Source organism: Pleomorphomonas oryzae DSM 16300, assembly GCF_000422965.1.
GTDB lineage: Bacteria > Pseudomonadota > Alphaproteobacteria > Rhizobiales > Pleomorphomonadaceae > Pleomorphomonas > Pleomorphomonas oryzae.
Genome location: NZ_AUHB01000010.1, coordinates 1 through 15,823 on the forward strand (window position 1 = coordinate 1; position 15,823 = coordinate 15,823).

Sequence of the window (15,823 nt, forward strand, 5' to 3'; positions counted from 1 at the left end):
TGACGTCGGCCGCAAGGTCCGGCTGGCGCGCCAGCTTGAAACGGGTATCCCATTGTCGTCGTCGGGCGGCCAGGCGGTGCGCCCGTTCGCCATCGTAGGGGCCGGACCACTGTTTGGTCGGCTTGGCGTTGCGCCTGAGCTCGCGGCTGATCGTCGATGCTGATCGTTCAAGCCGCGCCGCTATGCTTCGCACCGATAGCCCTTCCCGGTGGAGAAGCTCTACCGTCACCCGCTCTCGCAACGAGAGCTGAGAGTAATGTTGTCCCATCGCAGCAACACCTTAGCAGGTGTTGCACTTCACTCGTGAGTCCAAGCAGGACCTCAGGACGAGAGGGTGAGGAGGGCTGTATCAGGCTCCCCTCCCCTGCTTGGAGCGCGATATCGGCCGCTCGCTTCATTCTGCCGAGGTCCACCTTGAATTCGCTCGCGAATTCAAGCGGCTCTTGTAGGGATGACAGCTTGATCGGAAGCGATGCCGCCAGGCTGCTGACAGGAAAGTGTCACTGCCTCTGCATGATGGGCGACGCACCGATCAACACAGCCGCGTCGCTTCGCTCGCTCGCACCACAAGGGTTTGCTGCCGGCGTCTCATGTCCGCCCCGCCAGGGCGTCGCGTCTTTTTTAAATGATATCAACATCTAGGAGCATTGCCTTGACCCCGATCCTGCTCGTTCCCGGCCTGGTGTGCACGGCCGAGGTTTTTGCTCCGCAAGCCGCCGCCCTGTGGCCTTACGGCCCCGTCACCATCGCATCGACGCTGGAAGGCGGCTCGATCCATGACATCGCTGCTGCCATTCTGGCCGATGCGCCGCCTCGTTTCGCCCTCGCCGGGATTTCGATGGGCGGCTACATCTCCTTTGAAATCCTGCGACAGGCCCCCGAGCGCGTCCTCAAGCTGGCGTTGCTGGATACCTCGGCGCGTCCCGATGCGCCCGAGCAGACCGCGGCGCGACGCGCCGCCGTGGAGCGGGCGCGAAACGGCGAATTCGCTGCGCTTCTCGAAGAGTTCGCAATGTCATTCATGCATCCGTCGCACCGCGCCGATGCCAGACTGCTGGACATCAACCTTCGGATGGGCCTGACGGTCGGCGTCGATGGCTTCATTCGCCAGACCGAAGCGATCATCAGCCGCATCGATTCCCGACCGTCCCTTCCTGCCATCGCCGTGCCGACGCTGGTTCTGGTGGGGGACGCCGACCCGTTCACCCCCGTTGAACTCTCTCGCGAGATCGTCGCCGGCATACCCCAGGCCAGGCTGGCTGTGATCGATGAATGTGGACACGGGTCCACCCTCGAACAGCCGGAGGCGGTCAATCGGCAGCTCGTAGACTGGATCAGCGCTCCCTGACGACCGCCACCGCGCCGTCGAGTGAGCCGGGCAAGGGAGTCGTCTACTTCGTTATGCTAGGACACGCTGTAGCTTTATCCTGCTAATCTCAGATTGCAGCCGCAGGCGAGACTCGGACATTGGGGGCAATGTCGGGCTGGCGCATGCGGCACGACAGTCTCAACAGGGGATGACGTATGCGGTTTCTCAAAAGCTTCATGATGATCGCAGTACTCGGCCTGTTGGCGGTGCCGTCGGTCTCGCACGCCAAGTCGATGGAAAGTCTGGTTCAGGACGGCTTCAAGGTCAGCAAGCTGACGAGAGGAAAGTCAGGATTGGCGGGATGGTATCTCACCAAGGAAGATCAGAAGTACTTCTGCCCGATACGGGTGGCCCTCGTGTATGTCGACAGCAAAAAAATGATTGGCCTATCCACTCAGGGAAGCCAGATCATCCTGGACCGAGCGACATTCGACGCCCACATCGGCGGTCCGGATCCGACTATTCCGTACTGGAAGGATGTTGTGGTCGGAAACGTAAAGCCGCAACACGTGAATCCTTGCCTGCCATCGAAGTAGATGACCATTCCGGCGCATGACGTCGGCTTTGCAGGACTATAGAGCTCGGTATTGGCAGCCTATATCCGTCGCTCGCTTCGTCCTGCCCGAGGTCTCGCCTGTCCGAGGTCTCGCCTGCGCGAGGATGACGGCTTGATATCGGACTCGAATAGCTCAGGGGTTTGCTATGCCACTTTACCATCACGCATACGATTACGCGCCTAGGTACTATTTCAGCTTCGCCCTCCTGGACAGGGAGGGACGCGATGTTTCCAAATCCTTCGCTTTTTGGCTTGACCAGAACATGCGCAAGGGTATGCAGGCCCCTATTCCCGCCGAAGTTCGTCCATTGGTCGCACGCCAGAAAAATGCGACAAAAGTCAAATACGATATTCTATTTGGAACATATGTCCCCCTGGTTTCGCAGGGCTTCAAGGATCTTGTAGAGGAGTTCGCGCCGGGAGAGAATTATTTCTATAATTTAGAGATGTTTGTAAAATCCGGACTAAAGCCGGAAAAGACATATTACATAATGCAGTTGAGAACGATACTTGACACAATCATCGTCGATAAATCGAGTATTACTGTTAACGTAGATAAATTTGGATTAAAAAGCTACACACCCCTCGGTGTTGGAGATTACCGAACGCTCCGAGAGAAGGACGTACGCAGTAGCAAAATATGGGTAGAAAAAATGTTCCCAGAGCATATTTTCATGTCCGATGATTTCTACAAAGAATTTTCAAGGCGTGGACTGTCCGGCTTCAGACATCTGTACAAAGCCGACCTGGAATGATCGCGCGCCGTGGCGGCAGGCACAGGAATAGGCTGGGGAGCCGTCCTGGCGGTTCGCCCTGAGAGATTGGCCTTGCCCCCCTCACACCCCCCTCGTGCTCTCCGTCATGAAATCGACAAACGTCCGCACCTTGGCGGAGAGGTATTTGCGGCTGGGGTAGACGGCGTGCAGCGTCGTCTTGAGGCTGACGGCGTCGGGCAGCACCGGTTCGAGGCGCCCGGTTTGGATGTCGGCGGCCACCATCCAGGTCGGCAGCAGCACCATGCCCATGCCGGCCAGCGCCGAAAGGTGCAGCACGGTTTCGTTGTCACTCAGCATCACCGTGCGGAAGGTCACCTTGTGCGCCCCGTCCGCCCCTTTCAGCAGCACGCTGTCGCCGAGGTTGACGCCGCTGTAGCGCAACAGGGCGTGGCCGCCGAGCGCCGTTACCTCCGTGGGTCGGCCGGTGCGCGCCAAATACTCCGGCGAGGCCACCAGACGGAACTCGATATCCATGATCGGCCGGGCGATCAGGCCGGGGTCGAGGCGGTCGGGCGCGGTGGCGCGCAGCGCCAGGTCGAAGCCCTCGTCGACCAGGTTGACAAGGCGGCCGGAGAGATCGAGGTCGAGGCAGACGTTGGGATAGCGGCGATTGTAGTCGGCCATCCGCTCGACGAAAAACGCGCTGGCGATCCACACCGGGGCGCTGAGCTTCAGGGTGCCGCGCGGCGCCAGCGTGGCGTTGCCGATGGCCGCCTCCACCTCGTCGAGACCTTCCAGCATCTGCCGGGTCTGGTTGAAATAGAGCGTGCCCGCCTCGGTGAGGCTGACGCGGCGGCTGGTGCGGTTGAGCAGCCGGCTGCCGAGGCGACTTTCGAGCTGCGACACATGCTTGCTGGCCATGGCCGGCGACAGGCCGAGCCGGTCGGCGGCGGCGGTGAAGCTCTTGAGTTCGGCGACGGCGCAGAACACCCGGAGGCCGGCAAGCGTATCCATCGATCATCAACCTGATCATCAACACTGGGGAAATGGTTCTTCAATAATCGGCAGATTGATCCTCATCCGGGCAAAGATCAATGTCGACAGACGAGACGGCGACAGGCCGTTCGGCATCCCGAGGACGATTTCCCATGGCAGCGTCCCGACTTCCCACCTATTTCGTCAGCCACGGCGGCGGCCCGTGGCCCTATATGACCGGCGAGTTCCGCAGCAACTTCGACCAGCTGGAAAGCTCGCTCGTCGACATGCGCCGTGAGCTGGCGGAGAAGCCCAAGGCCATCCTCGTGGTCTCCGGCCACTGGGAAGAGCGCGGCTTTGCCATCTCCTCGGGCGTCAAGCCGGGCATGGTCTACGATTACTACGGCTTTCCCGACTATCTCTATCACATCGCCTATAACGCGCCCGGCTCGCCAGAGCTGGCCACCCGCGTGCGGCATTTGCTCGGCGCCGCCGGCATCGGCGCCGCGCTGGATCCGACGCGCGGCTACGACCACGGCACCTTCTCCATCCTGAAGCCGCTCTATCCCGACGAGGACGTGCCGGTGGTGCAGCTGTCGCTCGATGCCAGCTACGACCCGGAGCTGCACCTCTCAGCCGGCCGGGCGCTCGCCCGCTTGCGCGACGAGGGCGTGCTGATCGTCGGCAGCGGCCTCAGCTATCACAACCTCGCGGCCATGCGCGGCACCGGCGGCCACGAGCCGTCGCGCCGCTTCGACGCCTGGCTCCAGGAAACGCTGGTCGATGCCACGGGCGAGGCGCGCAGCCACCGGCTCATCGACTGGGAACGGGCGCCGGCCGCCCGCGCCGCCCATCCGCGCGAAGATCACCTGATCCCGCTGATGGTGGTGGTGGGCGCCGCCGAGAACGAGCCGGGGGCCGTCACCTACCACCAGGACGATTTCTTCGGCGGGCTCACCGCCTCAAGCTTCCGGTTCGGCGAAGTCGCCGCCGTGCCCAAACCGTCGACCGCTGACACCCTGAACGCCTGACCCCCCAAACGCCTGACCCTAGGAGATTGATCATGATCGACACCACCGTCTGGGCCCCGCGTGGGCTTGCCGTATTGCGCATCGTCACCGCGCTGCTGTTCCTCGAGCATGCAACCCAGAAATTCTTCAGCTTTCCAACGGGCATGGGTGGCCCGCTGCCGACGCTGATCATGGTGGCCGGCGCCATCGAGCTGATCTCCTCGCTGCTGATCATCGCCGGCTTCTACACCCGCATCGCCGCCTTCATCGCCTCCGGCGAAATGGCCGTCGCCTATTTCATGGCCCACTTCCCGCAGAGCTTCTGGCCGGCCGTCAACAAGGGCGAGGCCGCCATCCTCTTCTGCTTCATCTTCCTCTACATCGCGCTGGCCGGCGCCGGTGCCTGGGCCGTGGACAACTCCCGCCGCACGGCCGCCTTCGTCTGACGGCAACCACCCCGGCAAACAACAAGGGCGCCGCCACCATGGCCGCGCCCTTTTCTTTTGGGAACAAGCGAGCCCGGATAGAGGCTTCCTCACCGCCCAAACGGCTTGATCATCTCCTCGCTGCGCTCCCACAGCTCTTTTGCCACTGTGCCATTGGCGTCCTTGAAGGCCACCTTCATCGGCTTGCTTTTCGAGTAGACCTCGCCCTGTTTCCAGTCCCTCCCCGGCGTGCCCTCGATGAGGCTCACCAGCCGGCGGGCGCTGGTTTCCGGGCTGATGGTGCCGAGAAAGCGCAGCGGCGAATGATAGAACCAGCGCATGAAGAACGTGGTGTCCTCGGCAAAATTCGACCGCACGAAGCCCGGATGGAACGCCACGGCCGAGATGCCATCGGCGCGATGCCGCCGGTCGAGCTCGCGGGTGAACAGGATGTTTTCGAGCTTGCTGCGGCCATAGGCGGCCGTCGGCGAATAGCCATGCTCGTTGTTGAGGTCTTTGACGTCGAAAGTCCGGCCCCAGACGTTGGCCGCCATGCTCGACGTCTGGATCACCTTGGCGCGGCTCGAAATCAGCTTGTCCATCAATAGCTTGGTCAGCAGGAACCCGGCGAGATGGTTCACCTGGAAGGTCGCCTCGAAACCGTCCTCGGTGATCTGGCGCGGCCCCATGATGACGCCGGCATTGTTGGCCAGCACGTCGATCTGCTCGTAGGCGGAGAGCTCCTCGGCAAGCCGCCGGACGTCACCGAGCTTGGCGTAGTCGGCGAGATAGAACGGCGCCTTCAGCTCCTTGGCCAGCGCTTCCGTCTTGGCCTTGGAGCGGCCGACCAGCACCACGTGGTGCCCCTTTTCTTTCAGCTGCCGGGCGGCGGCGGCGCCGATGCCATCGCTGGCGCCGGTGATGACGATGGTTTGCATGGCTGTCTCCCTCTGCCGACCGCCACTCTACGCCACCGCGCCGCCAATAGGTCCGCACTCTTTGGTGGAGTGCGCGCCGCCGCCTATCGCCGATAAAGGATCATGCCGGCGTGGTGCAGCACGCCGTCGATGAAGTCGCCATCGGCGGTGAAGCCGGTGTCGTCCCAATAGTCGATGTGATCGGCGGTGACCTCGTAGCGGCCCTCGTAGGCCCGTTCGCGAGACCCACGCGCCTCGACATAGCGCCCGCTCGGCAGCAGTTTGTGCCGGATATGGCCGTCCGCCGTCACCCAGAGGCCGACGTAGGGATGGGTGGTGCTCATTTGCCGTCCGCCTTCCGCTGGTAGTAGTGCGCGATTGCCTCCGGCTTGACGACCCAGGCGTAGTTCAGCTCCTGGCGGATCTTCCAGGCGCCATCGCTGCACACCCAACCGAGCTGCGAGCGACCGTCGAAGGCCAGCACCTCGCCGTCGAGGCGGGTGAGCTCGCCGACAAAGCCGATCGTCGTCGAGGCGACCTTGTCACTGACAATCTGGTCGTGCCCCTCGGTCAGCGCGTGCCGAACCGAGCGTGCCTTGTTCTGCAGGTCCTGCCAGTTGGCACCATAGACGGCGGCGTCATCGAATAGCTGCGTCTTGCCCGGTGCGAAGTTGTCGAAGAAAACGCCGCGCGGCGCGGTCAGGTCGTAGTAGCGCTGCATCTTCTGGGCGAAGACGAAGGCCGGATCGCCCTCCTTGCGTTCCCACCCCTCCAGGATCCAGGACTTGTGCAGCGCCAGCGGCGCAGCGTCGCCATCCCTCGCGCAGGTCTGGGCGGCGGCCGGCCCGGCCAAGGCAAGCACGCTCACGGCGAATAGCAGGGTTTTCATCTCGGTCATCCTTTCGTGTCGAGTGACAGGCGAAAGATGGACGGGAACCGTTGTCGCGTGTAGCTATCGATTGCTTGACTGGTTGATTAGCGGAATTTGACAATGTCGTTCGACTACAACCTCCTCCCACTCTTCCTCGCTGTCGCCGAAGAGGCCAATTTCCGCGCCGCCGCCGATCGTCTGGGCGTCACCCGCTCCGCTGTCAGCCAGGGCATGCGCCGGCTGGAGGATGGGTTCGGGGCCACATTGGTCACCCGAACCACCCGTGCCGTGCGCCTGACCGAGGCGGGCGAGCGGCTCCATGCGGCGCTCAATCGGCCGATGTCGGATATCGCCGAGGCGCTCGAAGGCGTCGGCGGCGATCCGTCGCCCCGCGGACGGCTGAGGATCGCCGTCACGTCCATCGCCGAGCCGTTTCTCTCCGGCCCGCTGGTGGCGAGCTTCGCGGCGGCCCATCCGCACGTCACCGTCGACATCACCGTCACCGACGAGGAATTCGACATCGTGGCGGCCGGCTTCGACGCCGGCGTCCGGCTGGGCGAGGTCATCGAGCAGGACATGATCGCCGTGCCGGTCGGCGGCCCGGTGCGCGAGGCCGTCGTCGCCTCCCCGGCCTATGTCGCCGCCCATGGCGCGCCGGAGCACCCCCGCGACCTGACGCGCCACCACTGCATCGGCTGGCGGCGTTCACCCGGCATCGCGCCGCATCGCTGGGAGTTCGAGGAGAACGGCATCCCCTTCAACGTCGCCGTCGAGCCGCAAATCACCACCAACGATCTGCGCTTCATGCTGCGGAGCGCACTCGCCGGCGCCGGCATCACCTTCGCCACCGAGGAAACGTTCCGTCCCCACATCGACAGCGGCGCCCTCGTCTCGCTGCTCGAAGACTACCTGCCGCCCTTCCCCGGTTTCTATCTCTATTTCCCCAACCGGCGAAACATGCCCCCGAAACTCAGGGCACTCATCGACCACGTGAAAGCCAGCCTGGAGCTTTTTCAGTGAAGCGGATTTCACCGGAATTGCGCAAATATGGGGGTTACACTGTCATCATCGACGGTACCGTCCCCATCCGTCGCAGCCTCGTTGTGCGCTGCGCCCCGCTTCGCTATTAAGATGCAGAGGCATCCACGCGAGAATGCCTGACGAGCCGCCAGTCCGGCACCAGCCGATCCTGATATCCGAGCGCTTTCTTGTGGGGATCCATCATGGATGAAAGCCTTCGACCCGCCTTTACAGCCGAGGACGTTCTGGCTCACCCCCGGTTTGCCGAGGCGCGCGCCGCCTACATGCAGGAAATTCTCGGCATGCACGAGAAGAGGACGTCCCTCAATCGCCTGCTGATGGACGAGGGGCGCGCCTACGTCTTCTTCACCGTCATCACCATGAATGCCGGCTACCGGCCGGACGATCGGGCGAGCTGGCCTACGGTCCAGCGTCTCAAGGACGCGATGGAGGAAAACGGCATTGCCAGCGGGCGCCGGGTGCACGACATCGTGCAGCGCCTCGTGGAGACCGGCTACGTGCATCTGTTCTCCGCGCCGACCGACAAGCGGACGACGCTTCTCGAGCCGACGGAGAAGATGCTGGTCCACGACCAGCAGGCGCTCCTCGCCTACTATCGCCCGCTCGACGTGCTCTTCCCCGACCCCGGCTACCCCGAGCCGATGCGGCGCGACCCGGCGTTTCAGCGCGTCGCCCGGCAGATCGGCTTCGGGTTCATCAAATACTCGCAAGCCTTCATCATGGCCAATCCCACCATCGCGCTGTTCCTGCCCCGCGAGGCCGGCTTCATGATCCTGACCAAGCTGATGGCGCTCAGCCTTGAACGGGACGACGATGCGCGCCTCGACATTTCGCTGACCGAGATCGGCGACAGTTTCGGCGTGTCGCGCACCCATGTGCGCAAGCTGCTGAGCGAAGCCGAGCGACAGGGCCTCGCCCGCCTTGAGGACGGGCGCGTCGCCCTGACGGAAGCCGCCCAGGCCGGCTTCGACCGGTTTGTAGCCGATACCAGCGTCGGCAACGACCTGGTCTACCGGATGGCCATGCAGCAGTTGCGGCTAGCCGCCGTGGCCTGAGCCAAGGGCCCACAGCTCCCGCCTGCGTTGAAACGGCTCGCCCCCGTTGCGGCCCTGCGCGCCGCCACCGCACGCGGCGACGTCCACGAAAATTGCATGCAAAAAGTTCCGGGCGGCGCTCAGAAATGCGCTGGCGGCCCCCTGATGGCTATGGCTTATATCCGCTGCATCAGACTTTTTACTGATGGTCATTTGCAGGTTCCAGACATGCTCTTCGGCCCGCCAAACGGCATGGGTGCCGCGCTCCGCTCCCCGGCCCTGCCGGCACAACTCACGCGCTACTTGGCCGCCCTCCTGCTGGCCAGCACGGCGATCCCCGCCGAGGCGCTGGCCGGCGCCATCCTGCCCACCGGCGGCACGGTAGTGACCGGCTCGGCGAGCATCGACACCGGGCCGTCCAGCGTGACGGTCAATCAGAGCTCGGCCACCGGCATCATCAACTGGAACAGCTTCTCCATCGGCGCCGGCAATTCCGTCCAGTTCAACAACGGCTCCGGCTCGACCCTTTCCCGCGTCACCGGCAACGTGACATCTGAGATCGACGGGGCCCTCTCGGCCACCGGCACCCTCTATCTCGTAAACCCGGCGGGCGTGGTCGTCGGGTCCTCAGGATCGGTCCTCACAGGCGGATCCTTCATCGCCTCGGCCCACGATATTTCCAATGACCAGTACCTTAATGCCGGGGCGATCGAATTTTCCGGAACCTCCACCGCGGCGGTGATCAACGCCGGCACCATCGCGTCGGCCAACGGCGACGTCGCGCTGATTGCCAGCAAGGTCGAGAATTCCGGCAGCATTTCCGCGCCCAATGGCACGGCGGCGCTGGTCGCCGGCTACGACGTCTTGATGAGCGACGCCGCCGGCGAAAACGGCAAGTTCTCGGTCAAGGTCGGCGGCGGCGGCACGTCGGTCGTCAACACCGGAACGATCAAGGCGGCCGAGATCGAAATGCGCGCCAACGGCGGCAACGTCTACGCGCTCGCCGGCAATACCGACGCGGTGGTCAAGGCCACCGGCGTGACGACATCGGGCGGCCGCATCTTCCTCACCGCCGGCAGCGGTGGCACGGTGAAGAGCACCGCCCACCTCGTCGCCCGCAAGCACTCGGCAAAGCCCGCCGCGCGCCCGGCCGACCTCGACGGCGGCGCCATCACCGTCACCGGCGGCACCGTGGATCTCGCCGGCACCGTGGACGCCTCGGCGGAAGGCCAGGGCACCAAGGGCGGCATCCTCTCGGCCATTGCCACCGGCCACGGCAGCTATGCCGGCGATCTTCTGGCCACCGGCGGCATCGGCGGCGACATCGAGACCTCCGGCGCGACGGTCTCCATTGCCGACGGCATCCACGTCGACACACTCGCCAGCGGCGGCATTGCCGGCAACTGGCTGATCGACCCCTACAACGTGACGATATCCAACGGCGCCGCCAGCGGCTCCGGCTATACCGCCACCACCGACGACACGGTGATCAACGCCGCCACGCTGGCCAACGCCCTCGCCTCGACCGGCGTCACCATATCGACCGGCGCCGGCGGCGGTCAGGCCGGCAACATCACCGTCGCCGCCGCCCTCAGCTGGGGCGCGGCCACCACGCTGACGCTCACCGCGGCCGGCGACATTGCCATCAACGCCGCCATCACCGCGCCATTGGGCGGCCTGACGCTCAACGCCGGCACCGAGACGGCCATACCCGCCAGCACGATTCCGGCCGATGGCAAGATCACGCTATTCTCGGGCGGCACGATCACCGACAGCGCCGCGCTCGATGTCGGCACCTTCACGCTCAACGTCGGCAACTGGGTGCAGAACGGCGCCAGCCTGCCCGCCTTCCACGCGAGCAATTTCGTCCTGCCGGGCCAGACCGGTACGCTGTCCGGCGGCGTCTTGACCGTCTACGGCGGATCGTTCCTGCGCGCCGCCGGTGGCGATGGATCGACCTCCACCCCCTACGTCATCACCGACATCTACGGGCTTCAGGGCCTCAACAGTCTGCGCCCCTATGCCTATGCGCTGGGCAACGACATCGATGCCTCGGGCACCGCCGGTTGGAACAACGGCGCGGGCTTCCTGCCGATCGGCAGCAGCAACGGCATTTTCAAGTTCAACGGATCGCTGGACGGACGAGGCCACAGCATCACCGCCCTCACCATCAACAGGCCGGGAATGAGCAGCGTCGGCCTGTTCGGCTATGCCTACCCGCTCAGCGCCAGCCCGACCGTCACCATCGAGAACCTGTCCCTTCTCAATGCCTCGATCAAGGGAAACAACGAGGTCGGCGCACTGGTGGGCCATGGGGCCGGGGTGATCACCAACGTTCGCGCGACGGGGACCGTCGAGGGCGGTAGCGATGTCGGCGGCCTGTTCGGCTATCTGGAAGCCACGCCCGTCACCAACGCATCCGCCGACGTCACCGTCCACGGCACCAACAATACCGGCGGCCTACTCGGCGAGGGATATATCAACACCATCACCGCCTCGCATGCGACGGGCAATGTCAGCGGCGACGTCCGGGCCGGCGGCCTCATCGGAACGACCTATCAGGACAATGTCTACAACGTCTACGCCACTGGAAATGTCAGCGGCAGCAGTGATGTCGGCGGGCTGATCGGCTCCAATGCCTACAACAATCTGCACGATGTCTACGCCACCGGCGCGGTATCGGGCGACACCGAGGTCGGCGGTCTGATCGGCACCAATGCGGGCGCCAGCGTCAGCTATGCCTATGCGCTGGGCTCCGTCACGGGCTCGGGCGATGTCGGCGGCCTGGTCGGGCGAAACACCCTCTCGGGCGGCAACATCACCAACAGCTACGCCACCGGCCGAGTCATCGGCACGACCAACGTCGGCGGCCTGGTCGGCAACGACGATTATCAGGTCAGCGTCTCCAACTCCTATTGGGACACGATCACCACCGGCCAAAGCGTCGGCTGCGGCCTGGTTGGCGCGACGAGCAGCTGCTCGGCAACGGGCCTGACCACCGATCAGTTCAACACCGCCTCCAACTTCTCCGGCTGGACCTTCGGCACCACGCCGGGCGGCAGCGGCTGGGTGATCGTCGATGCCGAGGGAACGCTGAACAATGCGGCGGCCCTGGCCTACAGCAGCGTCTATCCCGAAGGCGGCAACGGCCTCACCCGGCCTTTCCTGCTGTCGGAATGGTCCAGCACCATCACCAACATGCATCAGCTGGAGCTGATGGCGCTCGACCTTTCGGCCCACTACACCCTGGCGAGCGACATCGACGCAGCTAGCGAGCTTTCGTCCGGCCCCTCGGGCATGTGGCGCGTCGCCAGCAATGCCACCGCGCAGGGCTACGGCTTCGTGTCGATCGGCGATATCTATTGGCAGACCTTGACCGGCACGCTCGACGGCGCCGGACATACGATCTCCAATCTCTCCATCTACAATAACGATCCCAGTATATACGCGGGATATGTTGGCCTTTTCTCGGTGGTCGGCAGCGGCGGCCTCGTCGAAAACCTCGGTCTCCAAGGCGGCTCGGTCTATTCTCGAGGGGGCCCTGTCGGCGCTCTCGTCGGCGGCAACGCCGGCACGATCCGCAACAGTCACGCGTCGACAAGCGTCGACGGCGGCGCGGAAGTCGGCGGACTGGTCGGAGATAACGGTGGGGCCATCGAGCAATCCTATGCGACGGGCGATGTTCACGTCCGCTCTTCGGCTGGCGGCGGATTGGCGGGCGTATCCACTGGGACGATCACCCAGTCCTATGCCACCGGCGCCGTCTCCGGCGGCAACGGCGTGAGCTCGCTGGGCGGCCTCGTCGGATCGGTCTTCAACGGCGGCAGTGTTGCCCAATCCTATGCCAGCGGCGCGGTCACTGGCGGCAGCGGCTCGTCCGGGATCGGCGGCCTCCTCGGCTATCTGGACGGTTCGATCACCGACACCTACAGCGTCGGCGCGGTGACGGTCGGCTCCGGCAGCCAGGCCTACGGGGGTCTTGTCGGCCTGCTCTATGCCGGCGGCATCACCGACAGCTATTTCGCCCAGGAATCCGGCCTCAACGCGGGACTTCACGGCATTGGCCGGCTCCAGTCGACGTATGCCCCCTCCGACATCGGCGTGACAGGTGAAACCATCTCGGCGCTGAAGGATGCCTCGACCTATGCTCCGAGCTGGGACTTCTCGCTCGGCGGCGTCTGGGGCGTCAATGCCTACACCTCCTCGGGGCTCGTCAACGGCGGATTGCCCTTCTTCCAGTGGGAGCATCCGATCGTTGCGTCGATCACCGCCAACGACCAGACGACCATCTACAACGGCACGGCGACCGGCGACGGCTTCTCTCAAACCGGCTACAGCGTGGCCTATGCCAACGGCTATTCCAGCGCCGACAATCTGCTCACGAATGTGACGCTCACCATATCCGGCGGCAACGTCAACGCCGGCACGACGAACGCCATCGACATCTCGGCAACGCCGACGGGGTCCTATGCCGTCATGCTGGCGGGCGGCACGGAAAGCATCGCCGCGCGCAGCGTCACCGTCACCGCCGACAACCTGACGCGCGCCGTCGGCCAGCCCAATCCGGCGCTGACCTACACGGCGAGCGGCCTCATCAACGGCGACACCCTGACCGGCGGCCTCATCACCGCGGCGCTGCCGTCCTCGTCGCCCGGCCAATACGCCATCACCGAGGGAACGCTGGCCGCGTCCGCCAATTACGCCCTGAGCTTCCTGCCCGGTACGCTGACGGTCGAAGGCTCGTTCTTCACCGATGCGCCTCGTCAGCCCAACTCCTATGCCGCCGCCCAGGGCCGTGCCACGCCGGCTCTCGGACCGCCGCTGAGCTTCGTCTCTGGCACTCCGGCAGATGGCTTTTCCTGGCAGACGCTCGTCAACCGGCCGACGGGATCGGTGACGCCCGACGGCGACAGCGGCGCGTCCTCGGGCACGCCCGAGGGCTTCGCGCTGACCTTCGCCCCCGGCACCTTCGAGGTGACCAGCTTCTCGATGGCCTCCAATTCATCCGGCAGCTCCGAGGACCAGACGACCAGTCCTTCGTGCGTGGTCGGCGTGGCCGGCGGCGGGCTCGGCAACGTGCCCTACCCATGCAATTGACCGGCGGACAATGGACAGTCAGGGATTCTGAAGATGGGGCGTAGGACAGGGCGGGGATGGTCGGTCGCTTGCGGCTTCGGGGTGTTGGCGCTCATGGCGGCCAGCGCTGAGGCGCAGAGCGTGCTGGAGCGCCATCCTGTGGCGGCACCGCCAACGAACGCCGCGCCGATCACCATCGACGCCTCGACCTACGGCTCCAACGACACGACGCCCTACGGCGTCAACCTCGCCGGCGTCTCGCTGATCGGCGAGCATGACGCGGTGGCAACGCGGCCGGCGAACGGCATCTCGGTGTCCCTGGCGCCGGTGACGGCGGGCAAGGACGCCCTCCGGCCGGCGCTGGAGCAGGCGTTGAGGCCCTTCCTCGGCAAGCCGCTTTCGGCCCATGCGATCGCCGCACTGCAGGCGGCGGTGGCCGGCGTCTACCGGTCCTTCGGCCTGCCTTTCGTGTCGGTCACCGCGCCGCCGCAGGAGATCACCTCCGGCGTGGTGCAGCTCAGGGTCGTCGCCTTCCAGCTCGGTCGCTCCACCGTCTCGGGTGCCGGCGCCGACGAGGCCGCCATCATGGCCGGCGTCCGGGCGAAACCCAACGAAACGATCGATGCGCGAGAGCTCAGCGAGGACCTCGACTGGCTGAACCGCACGCCCTACCGCCACGTCGGCGCCGTGTTCTCCCCCGGCGAGGCCACCGCGCTCACCAACCTCTCCCTCGGCGTCACCGAACAGAAGCCATGGTCGCTCACCGCCGGCTGGTCGAACAGCGGCTCGTCGGCAACGGGACTGCAACGCTATTCGCTCGGCGCCGGCCTGTTCCTGCCATCGCTGAACGGCACCACCCTGTCGGTGCTGGTCACCGGCGGCACCAACTTCTGGTCCGATCCCAGCCGTATCGTGCTCGATGGCGGCGACTATCCCGACTATCTCAGCGAGGCGGCGCGCATCGTCATCCCGACCTTCGCCCGGCAGCAGATCGAAATCACCCCGGACGTGGTGGCCACCCGCCAGAGCCTCGACGCCAACCTCTCGGTGGAGAACCTCACCTGGGAGGTGCCGGTCTACTACCGCTCGGCTGTCTCCAACATCCTGCCCGGCCACTACTGGGGCGACATCTACGGCGGCGTCGAGCTGAAAGGCCTGCAGCGCGATGTCTATTACGACGGCGTCAAGGCCGCCGCCGGCACCGCCGGGCTGATGCAGTTCGCCATCGGCTGGTCCAACACCATCGCCGATCCCCTCGGCCAGACCGCGCTCGATCTCAGGCTGGAACTCAACCCCGGATCGACCGTCTCCGACTCCGATAACGCGGCATGGTCGAGCTATTCCAACGGCCGCGTCACCGACACCTCCTATGTCTACGGCGTCGTCAACCTGACGCGGCGCACCGACCTGCCCAAGGGCTTTGCCTGGATCGGCGGCATCACCGGGCTGATCGCCGATACGCCGCTGCCCGATACCGAGCAGCTGGCGCTCGGCGGCTCGGCGGGCTCGCGAGGCTACGGCTTTTCCAATGTCGCCGTCGACCGTGGCCTGATCTTCCGCAACGAGCTGCGACTGCCAACCCAGAACCCGCCGCTCCCGGGGCTCGCCCTCGGCCTGTCGCCCTATCTGTTCGCCGATGCCGCCTGGGGCGAAAACCTGTCGACCAAGGCATCGAACAAGCTGGTCTCGCTCGGTGTCGGGCTCGACGCGGCGGTCGGCGACCACCTCACCGCCAGCGTCACCGCCGGCCGGGCGATGACCGATGCCGGCAGCGTCGAGGCCGGCGACTGGACGGTGCTCGGCACCGTCAACGTCAGGTTCTGATCCCTTCCG

At 65.1% G+C, this 15,823-nt stretch carries 14 protein-coding genes; 9 read left to right on the top strand and 5 right to left on the bottom strand.

Translation table 11 applies throughout. From position 1 onward, the window contains the following. Positions 1-268: helix-turn-helix domain-containing protein (locus G522_RS30700; protein ID WP_156886959.1), on the bottom strand; the 268-nt coding region annotated here is incomplete at its 3' end. Positions 269-652: 384 nt separating this feature from the next. Between G522_RS30700 and G522_RS0116225 the strand changes: the two genes are divergently transcribed. The 3 genes from G522_RS0116225 (at position 653) to G522_RS0116235 (ending at position 2,680) form a co-directional block, all read left to right on the top strand. Further along, complete coding sequence (locus G522_RS0116225; RefSeq protein WP_026791950.1) at positions 653-1,348, top strand: alpha/beta fold hydrolase; 696 nt, start codon at positions 653-655, stop codon at positions 1,346-1,348. Positions 1,349-1,524: 176 nt separating this feature from the next. Beyond that, positions 1,525-1,905, top strand: a complete 381-nt coding sequence (locus G522_RS0116230; protein ID WP_026791951.1) for a hypothetical protein — start codon at positions 1,525-1,527, stop codon at positions 1,903-1,905. A 166-nt stretch (positions 1,906-2,071) separates the two neighbouring features. Beyond that, a complete protein-coding gene (locus tag G522_RS0116235) occupies positions 2,072-2,680 on the top strand; it encodes an imm11 family protein (RefSeq protein WP_026791952.1) in 609 nt (202 codons plus the stop codon). 81 nt (positions 2,681-2,761) lie between these two features. Here G522_RS0116235 and G522_RS0116240 read toward each other — a convergent pair whose 3' ends face one another. Next, positions 2,762-3,655, bottom strand: a complete 894-nt coding sequence (locus tag G522_RS0116240; RefSeq protein WP_026791953.1) for a LysR family transcriptional regulator — start codon at positions 3,653-3,655, stop codon at positions 2,762-2,764. Between the two features lie 134 nt (positions 3,656-3,789). Here G522_RS0116240 and G522_RS0116245 point away from each other — a divergent pair, with 134 nt between their 5' ends. Together G522_RS0116245 and G522_RS0116250 are read left to right on the top strand one after the other, a co-directional pair. Continuing rightward, complete coding sequence (locus G522_RS0116245; RefSeq protein ID WP_026791954.1) at positions 3,790-4,647, top strand: DODA-type extradiol aromatic ring-opening family dioxygenase; 858 nt, start codon at positions 3,790-3,792, stop codon at positions 4,645-4,647. A 32-nt stretch (positions 4,648-4,679) separates the two neighbouring features. Then, positions 4,680-5,072 (top strand): DoxX family protein, encoded by a 393-nt coding sequence (locus G522_RS0116250; protein WP_026791955.1) that lies wholly within the window; start codon positions 4,680-4,682, stop codon positions 5,070-5,072. A gap of 89 nt (positions 5,073-5,161) precedes the next feature. On the opposite strand, the gene G522_RS0116255 is transcribed toward G522_RS0116250, so the two are convergent. The 3 genes from G522_RS0116255 to G522_RS0116265 form a co-directional block, all read right to left on the bottom strand. Next, a complete protein-coding gene (locus G522_RS0116255) occupies positions 5,162-5,989 on the bottom strand; it encodes an SDR family NAD(P)-dependent oxidoreductase (RefSeq protein WP_026791956.1) in 828 nt (275 codons plus the stop codon). Positions 5,990-6,072: 83 nt separating this feature from the next. Beyond that, a complete protein-coding gene (locus G522_RS0116260; RefSeq protein ID WP_036839767.1) occupies positions 6,073-6,369 on the bottom strand; it encodes an Atu4866 domain-containing protein in 297 nt (98 codons plus the stop codon). Beyond that, on the bottom strand, positions 6,309-6,857 hold the full coding sequence (locus G522_RS0116265) for a hypothetical protein (protein ID WP_245586677.1): 549 nt from the start codon (positions 6,855-6,857) through the stop codon (positions 6,309-6,311). The genes G522_RS0116260 and G522_RS0116265 overlap by 61 nt, the downstream gene beginning before the upstream one ends. 102 nt (positions 6,858-6,959) lie before the next feature. On the opposite strand from G522_RS0116265, the gene G522_RS0116270 reads away from it, so the two are divergent. The 4 genes from G522_RS0116270 to G522_RS27205 all read left to right on the top strand — a co-directional run bounded on the left by G522_RS0116270 (position 6,960) and on the right by G522_RS27205 (position 15,814). Next, on the top strand, positions 6,960-7,859 hold the full coding sequence (locus tag G522_RS0116270) for a LysR family transcriptional regulator (RefSeq protein WP_026791959.1): 900 nt from the start codon (positions 6,960-6,962) through the stop codon (positions 7,857-7,859). 203 nt (positions 7,860-8,062) lie between these two features. Further along, a complete protein-coding gene (locus tag G522_RS0116275; protein ID WP_036839702.1) occupies positions 8,063-8,935 on the top strand; it encodes a cyclic nucleotide-binding domain-containing protein in 873 nt (290 codons plus the stop codon). Positions 8,936-9,142: 207 nt separating this feature from the next. Then, the gene (locus G522_RS27200) at positions 9,143-14,011 is read left to right on the top strand and encodes a beta strand repeat-containing protein (RefSeq protein ID WP_169453537.1); all 4,869 of its coding nucleotides are present in this window, start codon (positions 9,143-9,145) and stop codon (positions 14,009-14,011) included. A gap of 33 nt (positions 14,012-14,044) precedes the next feature. After that, on the top strand, positions 14,045-15,814 hold the full coding sequence (locus tag G522_RS27205) for a ShlB/FhaC/HecB family hemolysin secretion/activation protein (protein ID WP_084633223.1): 1,770 nt from the start codon (positions 14,045-14,047) through the stop codon (positions 15,812-15,814). The last annotated feature ends 9 nt before the right edge of the window (positions 15,815-15,823 follow it).

Bases quoted from the DNA above. Each gene is read 5' to 3' on its own strand.
- G522_RS0116230 (WP_026791951.1), top strand. From the start codon at position 1,525: ATGCGGTTTCTCAAAAGCTTCATGATGATCGCAGTACTCGGCCTGTTG.
- G522_RS27200 (WP_169453537.1), top strand. From the start codon at position 9,143: ATGCTCTTCGGCCCGCCAAACGGCATGGGTGCCGCGCTCCGCTCCCCG.
- G522_RS0116250 (WP_026791955.1), top strand. From the start codon at position 4,680: ATGATCGACACCACCGTCTGGGCCCCGCGTGGGCTTGCCGTATTGCGC.
- G522_RS0116240 (WP_026791953.1), bottom strand. From the start codon at position 3,655: ATGGATACGCTTGCCGGCCTCCGGGTGTTCTGCGCCGTCGCCGAACTC.
- G522_RS0116255 (WP_026791956.1), bottom strand. From the start codon at position 5,989: ATGCAAACCATCGTCATCACCGGCGCCAGCGATGGCATCGGCGCCGCC.
- G522_RS0116245 (WP_026791954.1), top strand. From the start codon at position 3,790: ATGGCAGCGTCCCGACTTCCCACCTATTTCGTCAGCCACGGCGGCGGC.
- G522_RS0116265 (WP_245586677.1), bottom strand. From the start codon at position 6,857: ATGAAAACCCTGCTATTCGCCGTGAGCGTGCTTGCCTTGGCCGGGCCG.
- G522_RS27205 (WP_084633223.1), top strand. From the start codon at position 14,045: ATGGGGCGTAGGACAGGGCGGGGATGGTCGGTCGCTTGCGGCTTCGGG.
- G522_RS0116270 (WP_026791959.1), top strand. From the start codon at position 6,960: ATGTCGTTCGACTACAACCTCCTCCCACTCTTCCTCGCTGTCGCCGAA.
- G522_RS0116235 (WP_026791952.1), top strand. From the start codon at position 2,072: ATGCCACTTTACCATCACGCATACGATTACGCGCCTAGGTACTATTTC.
- G522_RS0116275 (WP_036839702.1), top strand. From the start codon at position 8,063: ATGGATGAAAGCCTTCGACCCGCCTTTACAGCCGAGGACGTTCTGGCT.